The 16,175-nt window shown below is 73.3% G+C and carries 16 protein-coding genes; 6 read left to right on the plus strand and 10 right to left on the minus strand.

Features of this window, described 5'->3' with window-relative positions:
* Nucleotides 1–59: 59 nt before the first annotated feature.
* Both RI578_RS06070 and RI578_RS06075 read right to left on the minus strand, forming a co-directional pair.
* Nucleotides 60–2,156 carry a phage holin family protein gene (locus tag RI578_RS06070; protein ID WP_310875683.1) on the minus strand — a complete coding sequence of 699 codons (2,097 nt, stop codon included), beginning with the start codon at nt 2,154–2,156 and terminating at the stop codon, nt 60–62.
* A gap of 151 nt (nt 2,157–2,307) precedes the next feature.
* Nucleotides 2,308–2,709, minus strand: a complete 402-nt coding sequence (locus RI578_RS06075) for a hypothetical protein (RefSeq protein WP_310870103.1) — start codon at nt 2,707–2,709, stop codon at nt 2,308–2,310.
* An 83-nt stretch (nt 2,710–2,792) separates the two neighbouring features.
* Here RI578_RS06075 and RI578_RS06080 point away from each other — a divergent pair, with 83 nt between their 5' ends.
* Both RI578_RS06080 and RI578_RS06085 read left to right on the plus strand, forming a co-directional pair.
* Nucleotides 2,793–3,566, plus strand: a complete 774-nt coding sequence (locus RI578_RS06080; protein WP_310870104.1) for an MBL fold metallo-hydrolase — start codon at nt 2,793–2,795, stop codon at nt 3,564–3,566.
* Complete coding sequence (locus RI578_RS06085) at nt 3,563–4,189, plus strand: VTT domain-containing protein (RefSeq protein ID WP_310870105.1); 627 nt, start codon at nt 3,563–3,565, stop codon at nt 4,187–4,189. Before RI578_RS06080 ends, RI578_RS06085 begins: the two co-directional genes overlap by 4 nt.
* Before the next feature lie 43 nt (nt 4,190–4,232).
* Here RI578_RS06085 and RI578_RS06090 read toward each other — a convergent pair whose 3' ends face one another.
* The 4 genes from RI578_RS06090 to RI578_RS06105 all read right to left on the minus strand — a co-directional run bounded on the left by RI578_RS06090 (nt 4,233) and on the right by RI578_RS06105 (nt 8,760).
* A complete protein-coding gene (locus RI578_RS06090; protein ID WP_310870106.1) occupies nt 4,233–5,330 on the minus strand; it encodes an MBL fold metallo-hydrolase in 1,098 nt (365 codons plus the stop codon).
* On the minus strand, nt 5,327–6,784 hold the full coding sequence (locus tag RI578_RS06095; protein WP_310870107.1) for an aminotransferase class I/II-fold pyridoxal phosphate-dependent enzyme: 1,458 nt from the start codon (nt 6,782–6,784) through the stop codon (nt 5,327–5,329). The genes RI578_RS06090 and RI578_RS06095 overlap by 4 nt, the downstream gene beginning before the upstream one ends.
* 149 nt (nt 6,785–6,933) lie before the next feature.
* Entirely contained in the window at nt 6,934–7,740 is an 807-nt protein-coding gene (locus RI578_RS06100; RefSeq protein WP_310870108.1) for a hypothetical protein, read from the minus strand.
* A gap of 225 nt (nt 7,741–7,965) precedes the next feature.
* Nucleotides 7,966–8,760 (minus strand): RNA polymerase sigma factor SigF, encoded by a 795-nt coding sequence (locus RI578_RS06105; RefSeq protein WP_310870109.1) that lies wholly within the window; start codon nt 8,758–8,760, stop codon nt 7,966–7,968.
* A 363-nt stretch (nt 8,761–9,123) separates the two neighbouring features.
* Here RI578_RS06105 and RI578_RS06110 point away from each other — a divergent pair, with 363 nt between their 5' ends.
* The gene (locus RI578_RS06110) at nt 9,124–10,917 is read left to right on the plus strand and encodes a thiamine pyrophosphate-requiring protein (protein ID WP_310870110.1); all 1,794 of its coding nucleotides are present in this window, start codon (nt 9,124–9,126) and stop codon (nt 10,915–10,917) included.
* Nucleotides 10,918–10,932: 15 nt separating this feature from the next.
* On the opposite strand, the gene RI578_RS06115 is transcribed toward RI578_RS06110, so the two are convergent.
* The 4 genes from RI578_RS06115 to RI578_RS06130 all read right to left on the minus strand — a co-directional run bounded on the left by RI578_RS06115 (nt 10,933) and on the right by RI578_RS06130 (nt 14,445).
* Complete coding sequence (locus tag RI578_RS06115) at nt 10,933–11,349, minus strand: VOC family protein (protein ID WP_310870111.1); 417 nt, start codon at nt 11,347–11,349, stop codon at nt 10,933–10,935.
* Nucleotides 11,350–11,354: 5 nt separating this feature from the next.
* Entirely contained in the window at nt 11,355–11,783 is a 429-nt protein-coding gene (locus tag RI578_RS06120) for a helix-turn-helix transcriptional regulator (RefSeq protein WP_310870112.1), read from the minus strand.
* Nucleotides 11,784–11,843: 60 nt separating this feature from the next.
* The gene (locus RI578_RS06125) at nt 11,844–14,234 is read right to left on the minus strand and encodes an excinuclease ABC subunit UvrA (RefSeq protein ID WP_310870113.1); all 2,391 of its coding nucleotides are present in this window, start codon (nt 14,232–14,234) and stop codon (nt 11,844–11,846) included.
* A 70-nt stretch (nt 14,235–14,304) separates the two neighbouring features.
* Nucleotides 14,305–14,445, minus strand: coding sequence for a hypothetical protein (locus RI578_RS06130; protein ID WP_193776610.1), 141 nt, complete (start codon nt 14,443–14,445; stop codon nt 14,305–14,307).
* Nucleotides 14,446–14,646: 201 nt separating this feature from the next.
* Here RI578_RS06130 and RI578_RS06135 point away from each other — a divergent pair, with 201 nt between their 5' ends.
* The 3 genes from RI578_RS06135 (at nt 14,647) to RI578_RS06145 (ending at nt 16,161) form a co-directional block, all read left to right on the plus strand.
* Nucleotides 14,647–15,054: a DUF2795 domain-containing protein gene (locus RI578_RS06135; RefSeq protein WP_121750051.1), complete on the plus strand. Its 408-nt coding sequence runs from the start codon at nt 14,647–14,649 to the stop codon at nt 15,052–15,054.
* A 32-nt stretch (nt 15,055–15,086) separates the two neighbouring features.
* The gene (locus RI578_RS06140) at nt 15,087–15,530 is read left to right on the plus strand and encodes a CBS domain-containing protein (protein WP_121751074.1); all 444 of its coding nucleotides are present in this window, start codon (nt 15,087–15,089) and stop codon (nt 15,528–15,530) included.
* An 88-nt stretch (nt 15,531–15,618) separates the two neighbouring features.
* Nucleotides 15,619–16,161: a type 1 glutamine amidotransferase domain-containing protein gene (locus tag RI578_RS06145; protein WP_310870114.1), complete on the plus strand. Its 543-nt coding sequence runs from the start codon at nt 15,619–15,621 to the stop codon at nt 16,159–16,161.
* The last annotated feature ends 14 nt before the right edge of the window (nt 16,162–16,175 follow it).

Here is a 16,175-nt window from a genome sequence, read left to right on the forward strand (position 1 = left end):
GGTGCCCGGGATCGCCGGGGCGGCGCCCATGGTCGGGCACGGTCCGGCGCGGCTCCAAATCAGGCGCTTTTGTCCTGCACGACCCCGTCCGGGGCCGGAAAAGGTGCGCTGTCGACGGCCCCGGACCGGGAATCCTCCACGGGCACCTGCGGGCCGTTCGACTCCCGCAGCCAGCGCCGCAGGACCCGGTGCACGTGCTCCGCGCCGACTATCTCCGCCCCCTCGGCGACCGGCGCGGACAGGACGACCGGCGACAGCAGGAAGGCCCGCGACTGGGCACCGCCGAGACCGCCGTGGGAGCCGATCTGCTCCTCGAAGGCGAGGACCTCGCCGTCCGCCGGGTCGTGGAAGGAGTTGACCATGATGTCGGCGGTGTGCGGGAAGGAGTGCGTGCGGCGCACGGCGTCGGCGGCGCCGGGTCCGAAGGGCGCGAGCGGGCCGGGCTCCTCGTCGAGCCGGTCCAACGGGATCTCCGCGCCGCGCGCGCCGAGCACGAGACCGCCGCGCTCGCTGTCGACCAGCAGGAAGCCGACGCCGGGATGGTTGGCGAGGGTCGCCAGCAGGGCGGGGTGGCGCGCGTCGATCTCCTCCCGCGTCATCCGGTGACGCACGTCCGGGAAGGAGACCAGGCCCAGGTTGCCGGAGGCCAGCACGATCGGCTCCGAGCGGCGGCCGGTGGGGGTGTCGGCGGGGCGCTGCTGCTCGGCGCCCTCCTCGACCGGCCGGTGCAGGGCGGCCCGTACGGTGTTGCGCGCCTCGGCGCCGCTGCGGGTGCGCTGGGCCCGGCGCGGCACGGGCAGTCCGCAGCCGGCCCGCACCAGGTCGCCGAGAGTGAGGCCGTAGCGGGCGCGGAAGGTCTCGCCGGGGCTCTGGCCGTGGTCGGACAGGACGACGATCCGGTACTTGCGGGGCGCGTGCTCGGCGACCTTCTCGATCAGCGCGAGGGACCGGTCGAGCCGCTGGAGGACCTTCGCGGCGTCCCGGCTGCCCGGCCCGGAGTGGTGCGCCACCTCGTCGTACGCCACCAGGTCGGCGTAGACGGCGGTGCGGCCGGCGAGCATGTCGCCCATCACCGCGGCGACCACGACGTCCCGTTCGACGACGGTCGCGAAGGCCCGGACGAAGGGGTAGAGGCCGCCGCGGGAGACGCGCGGGCGGACCTTGTGCACGCGCGCGCGGGTGGACTGGCCGATCTCGCGGCCCACCTCGGCGACGAAGGACATCGCGGTGCGGACGGCGTTGGCCGGGTCGGAGAAGTAGGCGAAGTAGCCGGACCTGGACCGTGTCTCCCGGCTGCGGCGGCGGGTGGCGATGGAGAGCACGAGGGCCTGCTCGTCGGCGCCGCCGCCGAAGAGGTTGCCGCGGCTGGCGCCGTCGAAGCTGAGCAGGCCGCCGTCGCCGGTGTGCTTGACGGCGCGGTGCTGGAGTTGGGCGGCACTGGTCGGGCGGTTGCAGACCACGACCTCGCCGCTGTCCTTCTCGAACCAGCGGAAGGCGGGGACGTCGTGGTTGGAGCCGTGCAGGATGCCGAGCTGGCTGGCGCCGGTCTGGCTGGACCAGTCGGTGCGCCACAGGGCGAGCCGGTGGGTCGCGGAGGTGCCGTCACGGCCGAGCCAGCGGGCGACGGTGGGCATGGCGCCGCTGTCGGCGGCGGCCAGCAGGACGTCGTGGCCGACGCCGTCCAGTTGCAGGAAGAGGGTGCCGGGGCCGGACGGACAGGGCGGGCCGGATCTGCGGCGGCGGTCGGCGAGCCGGTAGAGCCGGCGCCGGTAGGCGTCGTCGTCGCGCACGACCAGGGCACCGCCGGTGGCGGAGGCGACGGCGGACATGACGGCGGCCACCACGACCGCCGTCTCCGGGGCTACGCCGCCGCGCCCCGCCGGGTTCACGTCGATCGCGAGGAGCAGCAGCCCGCCGTTGAGGAAGAAGACCAGCAGCCCCAGAACCAGCGCCGGCACCAAGAGGAGCAGCCGGACCATCAGCGGCCACACCAGGGCGGACAGCAGGCCGAAGGCGCCGGCGCCGACCGCGGCGGTCATGGCGATGTCGGTCGCGCTGTCGCCGTCGGGCGACTGGAGCCGGAAGTCCGGCAGGATCCCGGCGAGCACGAGCATGGTGAGGGTGGACACGGCCCACACCGCGACACTCCGCCCCATCTGACTGGCGACCCGGCGCCAACGCCCTCCACCCACGCTCCGCACACCTCACGTCCCGGCCCGTCGTCGGCACGGGCCTGCCCCACCCTGTCACAACGGTCCGGAGCACCCGTTTGTCCCCCCGGGTCCGGTTCACACCCCGTGGCCGGGGTCAGCGGCCGTCGTACCCCGCCGTCGGCATCGACAGTCTGCGGTGGACGCACGCCTTCATCCCGGCGTCGTAGGACGGTTCGGCGTGGCCGACCGTCTCGATCCGGACGCCGCGCCGCGCGCACTCCGCGGTGAACTCCTCCACCGACGACAGCGCGCTCTCGAGCACCCGGCGGCTGGGCGCCACGAACAGGTCGTGTCCGGGGCGGACGCCGTCCCACAGGGCGTCGTGGTCGGGTCGCAGGCCGCGTACCAGCAGTTCTCTGGCGACGACGTATCCGTTCTCCGCGGCCCAGCGGGCGCACATGGCGTGCTGGCTGCGGGAGTCGACCAGGAAGGGATCGTCGTCCAACTGCTCCAGCGGCGTCAGACTCGCGATCGCCGTCACCCGCACCAGCCCCATGGGGTCCCCCTCACCTCCCGTTTTCGCCGCCGACCCTACTCCTGGACGTAGGCTTCGGGGAGTCGCGCGAAGGAGGCAAAGAGGTGCCGGTGGAGCTCACGTGGTGGGGTCACGCCACCTGCACGGTCGAGGACTCGGACATCCGTGTGCTCACCGATCCTCTGTTCGTCCGCAGACTCGCCCATCTGCGCCGCAGACGGGGCGCGCTGCCGCCGCCGGACGCCTGGCGCGCGGACGTGGCGCTCGTCTCGCACCTGCACGCCGACCACCTGCATGTGCCGTCGCTCGCGCGGCTCGCGCCGGGCACGCGCCTGCTCGTGCCCCGGGGCGCACGACGGGGGGTGCCGGGACTGCGCCGACTCGGGCACCTGGAGCTGACCGAGGTGGCGCCCGGCGACGAGGCGACCGTCGGGGACCTGCGGATACGGGCGGTGCCGGCACGGCACGACGGGCGGCGGCTGCCCGTCGGACGGCACCGCTCCCCCGCGCTCGGCTATGTCGTCGAGGGTGAGGCACGGACGTACTTCGCCGGGGACACCGGTCTGTTCGACGGCATGGAGAAGGAGGTCGGGCCGGTCGACGCGGCGCTGCTGCCGGTGGGCGGCTGGGGGCCGTACCTGGGCGCGGAGCACCTGGACGCGGGGCGGGCCGCCGAGGCGCTGGCCCGGCTGGCGCCGCGCACGGCGGTGCCGGTGCACTACGGCACGTACTGGCCGATCGGGATGGACGCCGTGCGCCCCCACGAGTTCCACACGCCGGGGGACGAGTTCGTGCGCCTGTCGGCGCTGCGCGCGCCGGGTGTGGCGGTGCACCGGCTGGCGCACGGCGAGAGCGTGCGGGTGGAGGTCGCGCGGTGAACTGGCTGGGCGCCGCCGTGACGAGTATCCCGACCGAGCCGACCCAGCAGGCGTTCGGTTATCCCTCGCTGTTCCTGCTGGTGCTGATCGGGGCGCTGGTACCGGTGGTGCCGACGGGCGCGCTGGTGAGTTCGGCGGCCGTGGTCGCGATGCACCAGACCCTGCCGTTCTCGATGCTGATGGTGTTCGCGACGGCGTCGCTGGCCGCGTTCTGCGGGGACATGGCGCTGTACTGGCTGGGGCGGCGGGGCGTCGGCTCGAAGAACGGCTCGCGCTGGCTGGAGGCGATCCGGTCCCGGGCACCCGAGGACCGGCTGGAGCAGGCCCAGGACAAGCTCGCCGAGCACGATGTCGCGGTGCTCGTGCTGTCCCGGCTGGTGCCGGCGGGGCGGATACCGGTGATGCTGGCCTGCCTGCTGGCCGAGTGGCCACTGCGCCGGTTCGCCCGGGGCAACCTTCCGGCCTGCCTGGCCTGGGCGGTGACGTACCAGCTGATCGGCGTCCTGAGCGGCGCCCTGTTCAGCAAGCCGTGGGAGGGCGTGGCCGCGGCGATCGCGCTGACGGTACTGGTCAGCGGGGCGCCGAGCGTGTGGCGACGGTTCCGGGGGCCGGCGAAGGCGTAGGCCCTGCCCGCGCGGCACCAGGTCGCCGGGCGGCCGGCCCCGGTCACTCCAGCACGCGGGAGCCGCCGACCGGGAGGTCCCACAGGTGCTCCCGGGACAGGCCCGCCCGCTGCCAGGCGGCGCGTACGCGCGTGAGCGGTTCCAGTACCGGTTCCGCGGACAGGACGAACGTCCCCCAGTGCATCGGCGCCATCCGGCGGGCGCCCACGTCCTGGGCGGCCCGCACCGCCTCCTCCGGGTCGCAGTGCACGTCGCTCAGCCACCAGCGTGGGTCGTAGGCCCCGATGGGGAGCAGGGCGAGGTCGATGCCGGGGTAGCGGCGGCCGATGCGGGTGAACCAGTGGCCGTACCCGGTGTCACCGGCGAAGTACACGCGCCGGCCGTCGGGGTCGGTGAGGACCCAGCCGCCCCACAGGGTGCGGCAGGTGTCGGTGAGGCTGCGCTTGGACCAGTGGTGGGCCGGTACGAAGTCGAAGCGGACGCCGTCCAGTTTCGCGGCCTCCCACCAGTCCAGCTCGGTGACGCGGGTGAAGCGGCGGCGGTGGAACCAGCGGCCGAGCCCGGCCGGGGCGAAGACGGGGGTGTCGCGCGGGAGCCTGCGCAGGGTGGGGGCGTCCAGGTGGTCGTAGTGGTTGTGGCTGATGACGACCGCGTCCACCCGGGGCAGGGCGCTCCAGGGGACGCCGACGGGGGTGACGCGGGCCGGGGTGCCGAGGATGCGGCGCGACCAGACCGGGTCGGTGAGGACGGTGAGCCCGCCGATGCGCACCACCCAACTGGCGTGTCCCGCCCAGGTGACGGCGACGGTGTGCGCGTCCACGCGGGGCAGCGGGCCGGGGGCGTAGGGCAGCCGGGGGATGTCGGCGAGCCCCTCGGGGCCGGGTCTCACCGCGCCCTCGCGGGCGAATCTGGCGAAGGCCTTCAGGCCGGGGAGCGGCGCGGTCAGCCGGTCGTGGAAGGTCCGCGGCCACACCCGGTGTTCGGCCATCGGCCGGGGCTCGGCGAGCGGCGGGTACGAGGGGGCCGAGGAGGACGAGGGGGACGAGGGGGACGAGGACGGTGGCGCGTCGGTGTCCTCGGTGGACGTAGCCGTGGACGTGGGCGTGGACGTGCGCGTGGTCGACCGGGGCTGCTGCGTCATCGAGGAGGCTCCCATCGCTGAGCGTCGCGGAGATCGTCGAAGACCGACTTCAGACCGATCAACGCGCGTTGCACGTGTGGCAGTTCCAACGGGTCGGGGAACGTGAGACATTCCGCGCGCTGCTCATCGGTGCCGCCGTCGAGCAGTGGGCCGGTGGCGAGCCGCACGCGCAGAGCCGCGAGGTCGTCGCCGAAGCGGTGGCCGCCGGGGGCGGGCATGCCGAGCCGGGCGGTGAGGAAGTCCTCCAGTTCCTGGGCGTCGCCGACGCCCTGGGCGCCGAGCGCGTCGCGCAGCGGACCGAGGTCGGCGTAGAGGTGGCGGCCGGCCTGCGGGGGCCGGGCGGTGGCGCCCGCGGCGACGACGGCGGCGTGCACGGCGGCGGCCACGCGCGCGTGCAGGCGTACGGCGGCGGAGCGGCGGGCGGTGACCGGCTCGGGTTCGGCGAGCGCGTACCCGGCCGCGGCGGCGACGGGCGCGGCGACGTTGGCGCCGAGCGCGGTGAGCACGTCGAGCACGCGCGCGTGCAGGCCGTCCCCGGCGGCGGACGCGGGGAAGCGGGCGACGGCGGCCGGCCAGCCCGGCGGCAGCAGCGCGCCGGCCAGGTCGGTGACGACGGTGACCCGTTCGGGCAGCATCTCGGCGGGGCTGAGCAGCACGGTGGCGTGCGCGTCGTGCAGGGTGTCCCGCCAGGTCTCGTCGCTGACCAGGTGCAGTCCCTCGTCGGCGGCGGCCTCGACGGTCTCGTGCAGCAGTTCGGGCGGCGCGACGGTCCCGGTGGGGTCGTCGGCGACGGACAGCACGAGCAGGCGGGGGTCGCCGCCCTCGGCGCGGACCCGGCGAACGGTTTCCAGGAGGGCGTACGGGTCGGGGACGCCGCCGGACTCGGCCGGGGTCGGCACGTGGAAGACGGGTCTGCCCAGCAGCCGCGCGTACGGCGCCCACCAGGCGGCGCAGGGGCGGGGCACCAGGACGTCGCCGCCGAGCGCGGCGGTCAGCGCGAGCAGCAGGGCGTTGGCGCCGGGGGCGGCGGCCACGTGGCCGGGCTCGGTGGGCAGGCCGCGCCGGTCCCAGTAGCCGCAGGCGGCGTCCAGGAGGGGCGGGGCGCCGCCCGCCGGTTCGTCGTGGCCGCGGCCCGCGGCGGCGGCGAGTACGGCGGACAGTTCGGGCAGCACGGGCAGACCGTCGTCGGGAAGGTGCGGGCCGTACCGGACGGGACCGTGCCCCACGGGGTCGTGTCCTACGGAGCCGTGCCGGACGGGGCCGTGCCCTACGGAATCGTGCCGGACGGAGTCGTGCCTTTCGGGATCGTGTCCCCCGGGGCCATGCCCCACGGCGCCATGCCCTACGGCGCCACGCCCTACGGAGCCGTGCCTATCCGAGTCATGCGCTACGGCGTCACGCCCTTCGGAGCCATGCCCCGCAGAGTCATGGTCTTCGGGGTCCGTCCGCCGCATGCGTGCCTCCGCGCAGTCCGTGGTGCCGTGTCCCGTCGCCGCCCGGCCGGGTGCTCTTTCCTCGGTCGTTGCACCAAGTACCCATCGTGCCGCCCTGCCATGGCTGTGACCCCGGTCGCGGATCACACGCGGACCGGCGGCGGTGCGGGTCAGCGGTGCTCGGCGCCCCCGCGCAGACGGAGCCGCAGCCGATGCGCCGCCGCGCCGAACGCGCCCGCGATCAGGGCGCCGCCGGCGACCAGGGCGGGCATCGAGTCGGTGAAGGACCCGCCCGCGCCCGCCCGCACCCCGTGCTCCGCGGTCGCGCCGCCGCAGGACTTGCCCTGTGCGGCGGGCTCGGGGCAGGGCGGCTTCGTCGTGCAGGACGTGCCCCGCTCGGCGGTCTCGCCGTGCGGGGCGGTCGTCTCCGGGCACACCGGCTTGGTTCCGCCGCACTGCTCGCCGTGCTGACCGGCATGTGTCGGCTCGGGGCAGGGCGGTGCGACGGCCCCGCCCTCCTCCTCCGGCACGGTCATCGTCGCGCTCCAGGGATCGCCCTCGCCGCCGGACTCCTCGGGGCAGGCGCCGTCGACGGTCCACGCGTCCTCGGAGCCCTCCGCCTCCGGGTCGGTCTCGAAGTCCTCGGCGGCGGCTATGCGCGCGGTGCCCCGGTAGGCGGTTGTGGACGTCGCCCCGTCGTCGCCGTCCACCTTGCGCAGCGCGACGGTGCCCTCGTCGAAGGCCGGTGAGGTGGCGTCGAGGGTGGCCGGCGCGGACCCGCCGGTCGAGGCGCAGGAGACGGAGACGGTGACGGTGCCGCCCGGGGTGACGCCTGCTGGGCTGACCTCCGCGGCGGGCGCACCGGTGCCGGCGGGCGGCTGGGGAACGCCGGGATCGGCCGAGACAGGCCACGCCGGGACGCCGAGGGCGGCACCGGCCAGGACGGCGGCGGACAGGGCGCGGGCGGTGCGGCGCATGGGGTGGGCTCCTTCGAGCGACGGCTGCGGGGCACGGCACTCGCGCCCCCTCGGCCATCACAGCCCGCCCGCGGCGGGTCCGCGCGCCACCGTGCGCCGTTCGCGGGAACGGGACCCCCGAGCGGGTGAGAGCGAGGTTTCGGCCCACCCGTGGCCGTCACGGATCTCCGCCTCGGGGCGTGACCGCGGCGCCGTGGGCGGGAGCGCGGGGGGCCGGCCCCGGGCTCAGGCCGCCGGGTCCCGGAGTACCTGTTCCCGCACCCGGTCGCAGCACCGGCTGATCAGGCGGGAGACGTGCATCTGGGAGATACCGAGCTGTTCGGCGATGCGGCTCTGGGTCATGTCGTCGAAGAAGCGCATGTAAAGGATGGCGCGTTCCCGCTCGGGCAGGGCGGCGAGGCGGTCCTTGACGGCCTCGCGGTCGACGACGGTGTCGAGGGCCGGGTCGGAGGCCCCGAGGGCGTCGCCGAGTGAGTAGCCGTCCTCGCTGCCGGGGAGCTCGGCGTCCAGGGACAGGGCCGTGAAGCTCTCCAGGGCTTCCAGGCCGATCCGGACGTCCTCCTCGCTCAGATCGGCGTGCTCGGCGATCTCGGTGACGGTGGGCCTGCGCCCCGAGATGGTCTGGGACAGGTCCTGGCCGGCGAAGCGCACGCGGTTGCGCAGGTCCTGGACCCGGCGCGGCACGTGCAGGGTCCACATGTGGTCGCGGAAGTGGCGCTTGATCTCGCCGGTGATCGTCGGCACGGCGTAGCTCTCGAAGGCGTTGCCGCGCTCGGGGTCGTACCGGTCGACGGCCTTGACCAGGCCGAGCGCCGCGACCTGGCGCAGGTCCTCGTAGCTCTCACCGCGGCTGCGGAACCGCCCGGCGAGCCGTTCGGCCATGGGGAGCCAGGCCTCGACGATCCGGTCGCGGACCGCGTCGCGTTCCGGGCCGTCGGGAAGGGTGGTGAGTCGGCGGAAGGCGTCGGCGGTGTCGGGGGCGTCGTCGTGCGGGTGCTTCACGCTGGCGTGGATCGGCATGGTGCGTCGCAACTCCCTCGGAGCGCGGGGTCCTGTCGTCGCGCCGGGCGATGGCCCGGACGGCGCGGCCGGGGCGGACGGCGCCGGGGTTCACGGAACCTCCGGCGCGCGGAGCGGCCGGCACCGGTACGACAACACGGCCCTTGGGGTCGGGCGGTCACCGTGGGAGGGCGTCCGGCCCGGACGGACGCATCCGGGGCGGCGTCGCGCCGCTCCCACGGACGTGCCTCCTGTCCGAAGCACTGAGTCTGCGCCTGCCCCCTGACCCCCGGGTCAAACACCCGGATGTTTTCCGGGCCGAGCCGGGGTCACCCGTACCGCTTGCCGCCGACATCGCCCTCATCGGTCCGGGAGGTCCGTTACATGAGCACCAAGGTGTCCGACCACGTCCTGCAGCGGCTGCGCGAATGGGGTGTCGAGCAGGTCTTCGGCTACCCGGGCGACGGGATCAACGGCCTGCTCGCCGCCTGGGGACGCGCCGACGACCGGCCGAGGTTCGTGCAGTCCCGGCACGAGGAGATGTCCGCGTTCCAGGCGGTCGGGTACGCCAAGTTCAGCGGCCGTCTGGGCGTGTGCGCGGCGACCTCGGGGCCGGGCGCGATCCATCTGCTCAACGGGCTGTACGACGCCAAGCTCGACCACGTTCCGGTGCTGGCCATCGTCGGGCAGACCCACCGGACCGCGATGGGCGGCTCCTACCAGCAGGAAGTGGACCTGCACACGCTGTACAAGGACGTCGCCTCCGAGTTCGTGGAGACGGTGACGGTCCCGGAGCAGCTGCCGAACGTGCTGGACCGGGCGATCCGCACCGCGTACGCGCGTCGCTGTCCGACGGCGGTCATCATCCCCGGCGACGTGCAGGAGCTGGACTACGCGCCGCCCACCCACGAGTTCAAGATGGTGCCGTCCAGCCTGGACCGTGGCTCCTGGACGGCGGTCCCGTCCGACGAGTCCGTGCGGCGGGCGGCCGAGGTGCTCAACTCCGGCGACAAGGTGGCGGTCCTGGTCGGTCAGGGCGCGGCCGGGGCCCGGCAGCAGGTGGAGACGCTCGCGGAGATGCTCGGCGCGGGCGTGGCCAAGGCGCTGCTCGGCAAGGACGTGATCAGCGACGAACTGCCGTACGTCACCGGCTCGATCGGTCTGCTCGGTACGCGCCCCTCGTACGAGCTGATGCGGGACTGCGACACCCTGCTGACCATCGGGTCCTCGTTCCCGTACTCGCAGTTCCTGCCGGAGTTCGGCAAGGCGCGGGGCGTGCAGATCGACATCGACCCGCACATGATCGGGATGCGCTATCCGTACGAGGTGAACCTCGTCGGCGACGCGAAGGCCACCCTGGACCGGCTGATCCCGCTGGTCGAGGGCGGCCGGGGGCGCGAGTGGTACGACACGGTGTGCGACAACGTGACGCGCTGGCGCGGGGTCATGGGGCGGCGGGCCGGGCTGGAGGCCGATCCGATCAACCCGGAGTACGTGGCCGCCGCCCTGGACCCGATGCTGCCCGACGACGCGATCGTCACCTCCGACTCGGGTTCGACGGCGAACTGGTACGCCCGGCACCTGACCATGCGGCCCGGGATGCGCGGCTCGCTGTCCGGCACGCTGGCCACCATGGGCTGCGGGGTGCCGTACGCGATCGGCGCGAAGTTCGCCCACCCGGGCCGGCCCGTGATCGCCCTGGTCGGGGACGGCGCGATGCAGATGAACGGGCTGGCGGAGATGATCACGGCGGCGAAGTACCGCGACCTGTGGGAGGACCCGCGGCTGATCGTGGCCGTCTGGAACAACCGGGACCTCAATCAGGTCACCTGGGAGATGCGGGCCATGGAGGGCGCGCCGTCCTTCCTGCCCTCGCAGTCGCTCCCGGACGTGCGCTACGCCGACTTCGCCCGCTCGCTGGGCCTGACCGGGATCCGGGTGGAGAAGCCGGACGAGGTGGAGGCGGCCTGGCGGGCGGGCCTCGCGGCGGACGGCCCGGCGGTGCTCGAGTTCCTCACCGACCCCGCCGTGCCCCCGATCCCGCCGCACGCCACCTGGGAGCAGATGGAGGCGACGGCCGCCTCCATCCTCAAGGGCGACGCGGACCGGGGGTCCATGGTCAAGCAGGGGTTCAAGGCGAAGGTGCAGGAGTTTCTGCCGGGGCGGGAGAAGGGGTGACCGCGGCAGCGGCGGTCATCCCTTGCGCGGCTGGTTGAAGCGCAGCATGTTGCCGGAGGGGTCGCGGAAGGCGCAGTCGCGGACGCCGTAGGGCTGGTCGACCGGCTCCTGGAGGACCTCGGCGCCCGCGGCCCGGACGCGTTCGAAGGTGGCGTCGACGTCCTCGGTGGTGAAGATGACGCCGCGCAGCAGTCCCTTCGCCAGCAGCTCGGCCATGGCCTCCTTGCCGGCGGCCGAGGCGTTCGGGTCCGCGAGCGGGGGTTCGAGGACGATGTCCACGCCGGGCTGGGCCGGGGAGCCGACGGTCACCCAGCGCATGCCCTCGAACCCGACGTCGTTGCGGACCTCCAGTCCGAGTACGTCGCGGTAGAAGGCGAGCGCCTTGTCGTGGTCGTCGACGGCGATGAAGCACTGCGAGAGGTTGATGTCCATGCGTCTCACGCTACGGGCGGGGGCGTGGGCTTCGCTTCTCCGTTCCTGACCGGTCGCGTGTAGATCTTGGCGACGCAGGCCGGGATGTCGGCGCCGTCGGCGTGGTCGCGGGCCCGGTACGCGCTCGGGCTCTCACCGACCAGTTCGGTGAACCGCGAGCTGAACGACCCCAGCGAGGTACAGCCGACCTCGAAGCAGACCTCCGTGACGGACAGGTCGCCGCGCCGCAGCAATGCCTTGGCCCGCTCGATCCGGCGCGTCATCAGGTAGTTGTACGGCGTCTCCCCGTAGGCGGCGCGGAAGCTGCGGGAGAAGTGGCCCGCCGACATGAGGGCGACGCGCGCCAGCGCCGGCACGTCGAGCGGCTCGGCGTACTCGCGGTCCATCAGGTCGCGGGCCCGGCGCAGCCGGACCAGGTCCTCCAAGGTCGTCACCCCACCACGATCCCACGACGCCGGGGGCTCCCGGTACCGGCGCCGTGGGTTCGTTCGCGGTCAGGCGCCGACGTACGCCGCGAGGTGCTCGCCGGTGAGGGTGGAGCGGTCGGCGACGAGGTCGGCCGGGGTGCCCTCGAAGACGATCCGGCCGCCGTCGTGGCCGGCGCCGGGGCCGAGGTCGATGATCCAGTCGGCGTGCGCCATGACCGCCTGGTGGTGCTCGATGACGATGACCGACTTGCCGGCGTCGACGAGGCGGTCGAGCAGGCCGAGCAGTTGCTCGACGTCGGCGAGGTGCAGGCCGGTGGTCGGCTCGTCGAGTACGTAGACGCCGCCCTTGTCGCCCATGTGGGTGGCCAGCTTGAGCCGCTGGCGCTCCCCGCCGGACAGGGTGGTGAGCGGCTGGCCGAGGGTGAGGTAGCCGAGCCCGACGTCGGCGAGCCGGTCGAGGATCTTGTGCGCGGCCGGGGTGCGGGCCTCGCCGGTGCCGAAGAACTCCTCCGCCTGTGCCACCGACATGGCGAGGACCTCGCTGATGTCGCGGCCACCGAGGCGGTACTCCAGTACCGAGGGCTGGAACCGCTTGCCCTCGCAGTCCTCGCAGGGCGTGGCGACGCCGTCCATCATCGCCAGGTCGGTGTAGATGACACCGGCGCCGTTGCAGGTGGGGCAGGCGCCCTCGGAGTTGGCGCTGAACAGGGCGGGCTTGACGCCGTTGGCCTTGGCGAAGGCCTTGCGGATCGGGTCGAGCAGCCCGGTGTACGTGGCCGGGTTGCTCCGCCGGGAGCCCTTGATGGGGCTCTGGTCGACCGATACGACGTCCGCGCCGGCCGGGACCGAGCCGTGGATCAGGGAGCTCTTGCCGGAGCCCGCCACGCCGGTGACCACGCAGAGCACGCCGAGCGGAACGTCGACGTCTACGCCCTGGAGGTTGTGCGTCGTGGCGTCGCGGATCTCCAGCGTCCCGGTGGGCTCGCGGACCGTCTCCTTGAGCTGGGCCCGGTCGTCGAGGTGGCGGCCGGTGACGGTGTCGCCGGCCCGCAGCCCCTCGACGGTGCCCTCGAAGCAGACGGTGCCGCCCGCCGTGCCGGCGCCGGGGCCGAGGTCGACGACGTGGTCGGCGATCGCGATCGTCTCCGGCTTGTGCTCGACGACCAGCACCGTGTTGCCCTTGTCCCGCAGCCGCAGCAGCAGGTCGTTCATGCGCTGGATGTCGTGGGGGTGGAGGCCGATGGTGGGCTCGTCGAAGACGTACGTGGTGTCGGTGAGGGACGAGCCGAGGTGGCGGATCATCTTCACGCGCTGCGCCTCGCCGCCCGACAGGGTGCCCGCCGGACGGTCGAGCGAGAGATAGCCGAGGCCGATCTCCACGAACGAGTCGAGGGTGTCCCGCAACGCGGTGAGCAGCGGCGCCACCGACGGGTCGTCGAGAGCGCGGACCCACTCGGCCAGGTCGCGGATCTCCATCGCGCAGGCGTCGGCGATGCTGATCTTCCCGATCCTCGACGACCGGGCGCCCTCGCTGAGCCGGGTTCCGTCGCACTCGGGGCAGGTGGTGAAGGTGACGGCCCGCTCCACGAACGCCCGGATGTGCGGCTGCATCGCCTCCTTGTCCTTGGACAGGAACGACTTCTGGATCTTCGGGATCAGTCCTTCGTAGGTGAGATTGACGCCGCTGACCTTCACCTTGACCGGCTCGCCGTAGAGGAAGTCCCGCAGTTCCTTCTCGGTGTACTCGCGGATCGGCTTGTCCGGGTCCACGAAGCCGGACTGGGCGTAGACCTGCACGGTCCACTGGCTGTCGGACTTCCAGCCGGGGATCGTGAAGGCGCCCTCGGCGAGCGACTTGGAGTCGTCGTAGAGCTGGGAGAGGTCGATGTCGGAGACCTTGCCCCGGCCCTCGCAGTTGGTGCACATGCCGCCGGTGCGCTCGTAGGTCGCCTTGACCGCCTTCTTGTTGCCGCGCTCGACGGTGATCGCGCCGCTCGCCCGGACGGAGGCGGTGTTGAAGGAGTAGGCGCTGGGCGGTCCGATGTGCGGGTCCCCGAGCCGACTGAAGAGGATGCGCAGCATGGCGTTGGCGTCGGTGGCGGTGCCGACCGTGGAGCGGGGGTCGGCGCCCATCCGCTGCTGGTCCACGATGATCGCGGTGGTCAGGCCGTCGAGGACGTCGACCTCGGGCCGGGCCAGCGTCGGCATGAAGCCCTGTACGAAGGCGCTGTAGGTCTCGTTGATCAGCCGCTGCGACTCGGCGGCGATCGTGTTGAACACCAGTGAGCTCTTGCCCGAGCCGGAGACGCCGGTGAACACCGTCAGCCGGCGCTTGGGGATCTCGATGCTGACGTCCTTGAGATTGTTCTCGCGGGCACCGTGCACACGGATCAGGTCGTGGCTGTCCGCGACATGCGGTGCGGCCGCCTGCTGGTCCGTTCTCCTGGCGCTGCTCATCGGTGTCTCCCTCTGTCGAGCGGGTCAGCAGGGACACGCTAGACGGAGCACGTTGGAGCTCGCTTCTCGATTACTGATCTGTTCGCGCGGCCACGTCGGCGTCGTCGGGCGGGGCCGCGGTGTCGGGCAGCATCAGTTCCTCGTAGCGGCCGAGGGCCAGCACCACGCCGAGCATGAGGACCGGGATGAACACAGCGAGCAGCACCGCCATGATCCGTCCTTCCCGATAAGGGGTGGGCGTGGGGGGTGGTGGCGAGAGCCGGGTTCCCCGGGCCCGCCGGGCAAACCCGCGGTGCACGCGGAGGCACGCAGCGTGCCCGGGGAAATCGGACCGGACCCGTCCGGATGAATCCGTGTCGGCCTTCGGTGTCCGGGTACGCGGTCGGCACCCCTGAAGGACCTGGAGGGAGACATGCAGCGAGGCAGTGACCGGATGAGCGTCCACCGCGACGACGAGATGAAGCACGAACTGCAGGGTCTGCTCAGGTCCGGGCACCCCACCCGTACCGAGGAGTGGCACGACCCGGAACCTGCTGCCGAGGACGACCCGGACGTCACCTACGGACCGGTGACACCGGGCCGCGGACCGACGTATCTGGAAGCCCTCCGGCTCGAACTGGCCCGGAACCTGACCCGGGGCACCTTCCCCGCGAGCCCGCGGGAACTGACCCGGGCGCTGCGCCGCGGCCACGCGCCCGACGCCCTCGTCGAGGGGCTGGAGCGGCTGCCGCACAAGGCGCGCTACGACAACGTCCAGGAACTGGCGGTGGCCCTGACCGAGAACGGCGGGTCCGGACCCACCGGGACGCAGGGCGCCTAGGCGCTGGAAAGGGCGGGCCTTCGATGGCTCCGATGGCCGAGCACACGGCCGAGTACGTGCGGGACGTCATGACGCCGGGCGTGACCGCCGTCCGTCCGGACTCCTCCCTCGTCGAGGCGGCGCAGCTGATGCGCACGCAGAACATCGGCGACGTGGTGGTCGCGGACGGACAGGAGGTCGTGGGTCTGCTCACCGACCGCGACATCGCGGTGCGGGCGGTGGCGGAGGGCCTCGACCCGATGGGGGTGGGCGTCCGGGCGATCTGCACCCACGACCCGCTGACGGTCTCCCCGGACGACCCGGTCGCGGATGTGGTGGCGCTGATGCGCGAGCACGCCGTACGGCGGCTGCCGGTCGTGGAGGACGGGCTGCCGGTCGGGATGGTGAGCCTCGGCGATCTGGCCGAGGCCCGGGACCCCTCGTCGGCGCTCGCCGACATCAGCCGCGCGGAACCGGACGCCCGGGGCGGCGGCTGAGACGCGCCGCGCCTCCCCCGCGGCCGAACGACTCACGCGCGCCGGGCGGCGACACCGGCCGACGCGCCAGGAAAGGAATCCGAATCACATGCGCATCGCGTTTCTGACCGCGCCCGAGGGCGTGGAGCAGGTCGAACTGACCGAGCCCTGGCAGGCGGCGAAGGACGCGGGCCACGAGCCCGTGCTCGTCTCCACGCAATCCGGTGAGGTCCAGGGCTTCAACCACCTCGACAAGGCGGACACGTTCCCGGTGGACGAGGCGGTCGGCGACACGTCGGCCGATTCGTTCGGCGGGCTGGTCCTGCCCGGCGGCGTGGCCAATCCGGACTTCCTGCGGATGGACGAGAAGGCCGTGGCGTTCGTCAGGGACTTCTTCGAGCAGGGCCGGCCGGTGGCCGCGATCTGCCACGCGCCGTGGACGCTCGTCGAGGCGGACGTCGTACGCGGCCGGGTCGTGACCTCGTGGCCCAGTCTGCGGACCGACCTGCGCAATGCCGGGGCCACCTGGGTCGACGAACAGGTGAAGGTCTGCGACCACGGCGGCAACGTGCTGATCACCAGCCGCAAGCCGGACGATCTCAAGGCGTTCTGCGAGACCTTCCTCGCGGAGTTCGCCAAGGCGGGCGGCTGAGAAACGGGGCGCGG

It is taken from the genome of Streptomyces sp. BB1-1-1 (assembly GCF_031597775.1).
GTDB classification, from domain to species: domain Bacteria; phylum Actinomycetota; class Actinomycetes; order Streptomycetales; family Streptomycetaceae; genus Streptomyces; species Streptomyces thinghirensis.

Bases quoted from the DNA above. Each gene is read 5' to 3' on its own strand.
- RI578_RS06090 (WP_310870106.1), bottom strand. From the start codon at position 5,330: ATGACGCAGCAGCCCCGGTCGACCACGCGCACGTCCACGCCCACGTCC.
- RI578_RS06110 (WP_310870110.1), top strand. From the start codon at position 9,124: ATGAGCACCAAGGTGTCCGACCACGTCCTGCAGCGGCTGCGCGAATGG.
- RI578_RS06145 (WP_310870114.1), top strand. From the start codon at position 15,619: ATGCGCATCGCGTTTCTGACCGCGCCCGAGGGCGTGGAGCAGGTCGAA.
- RI578_RS06095 (WP_310870107.1), bottom strand. From the start codon at position 6,784: ATGCGGCGGACGGACCCCGAAGACCATGACTCTGCGGGGCATGGCTCC.
- RI578_RS06105 (WP_310870109.1), bottom strand. From the start codon at position 8,760: ATGCCGATCCACGCCAGCGTGAAGCACCCGCACGACGACGCCCCCGAC.
- RI578_RS06130 (WP_193776610.1), bottom strand. From the start codon at position 14,445: ATGGCGGTGCTGCTCGCTGTGTTCATCCCGGTCCTCATGCTCGGCGTG.
- RI578_RS06140 (WP_121751074.1), top strand. From the start codon at position 15,087: ATGGCCGAGCACACGGCCGAGTACGTGCGGGACGTCATGACGCCGGGC.
- RI578_RS06100 (WP_310870108.1), bottom strand. From the start codon at position 7,740: ATGCGCCGCACCGCCCGCGCCCTGTCCGCCGCCGTCCTGGCCGGTGCC.
- RI578_RS06075 (WP_310870103.1), bottom strand. From the start codon at position 2,709: ATGGGGCTGGTGCGGGTGACGGCGATCGCGAGTCTGACGCCGCTGGAG.
- RI578_RS06135 (WP_121750051.1), top strand. From the start codon at position 14,647: ATGCAGCGAGGCAGTGACCGGATGAGCGTCCACCGCGACGACGAGATG.
- RI578_RS06125 (WP_310870113.1), bottom strand. From the start codon at position 14,234: ATGAGCAGCGCCAGGAGAACGGACCAGCAGGCGGCCGCACCGCATGTC.
- RI578_RS06070 (WP_310875683.1), bottom strand. From the start codon at position 2,156: ATGGGGCGGAGTGTCGCGGTGTGGGCCGTGTCCACCCTCACCATGCTC.
- RI578_RS06115 (WP_310870111.1), bottom strand. From the start codon at position 11,349: ATGGACATCAACCTCTCGCAGTGCTTCATCGCCGTCGACGACCACGAC.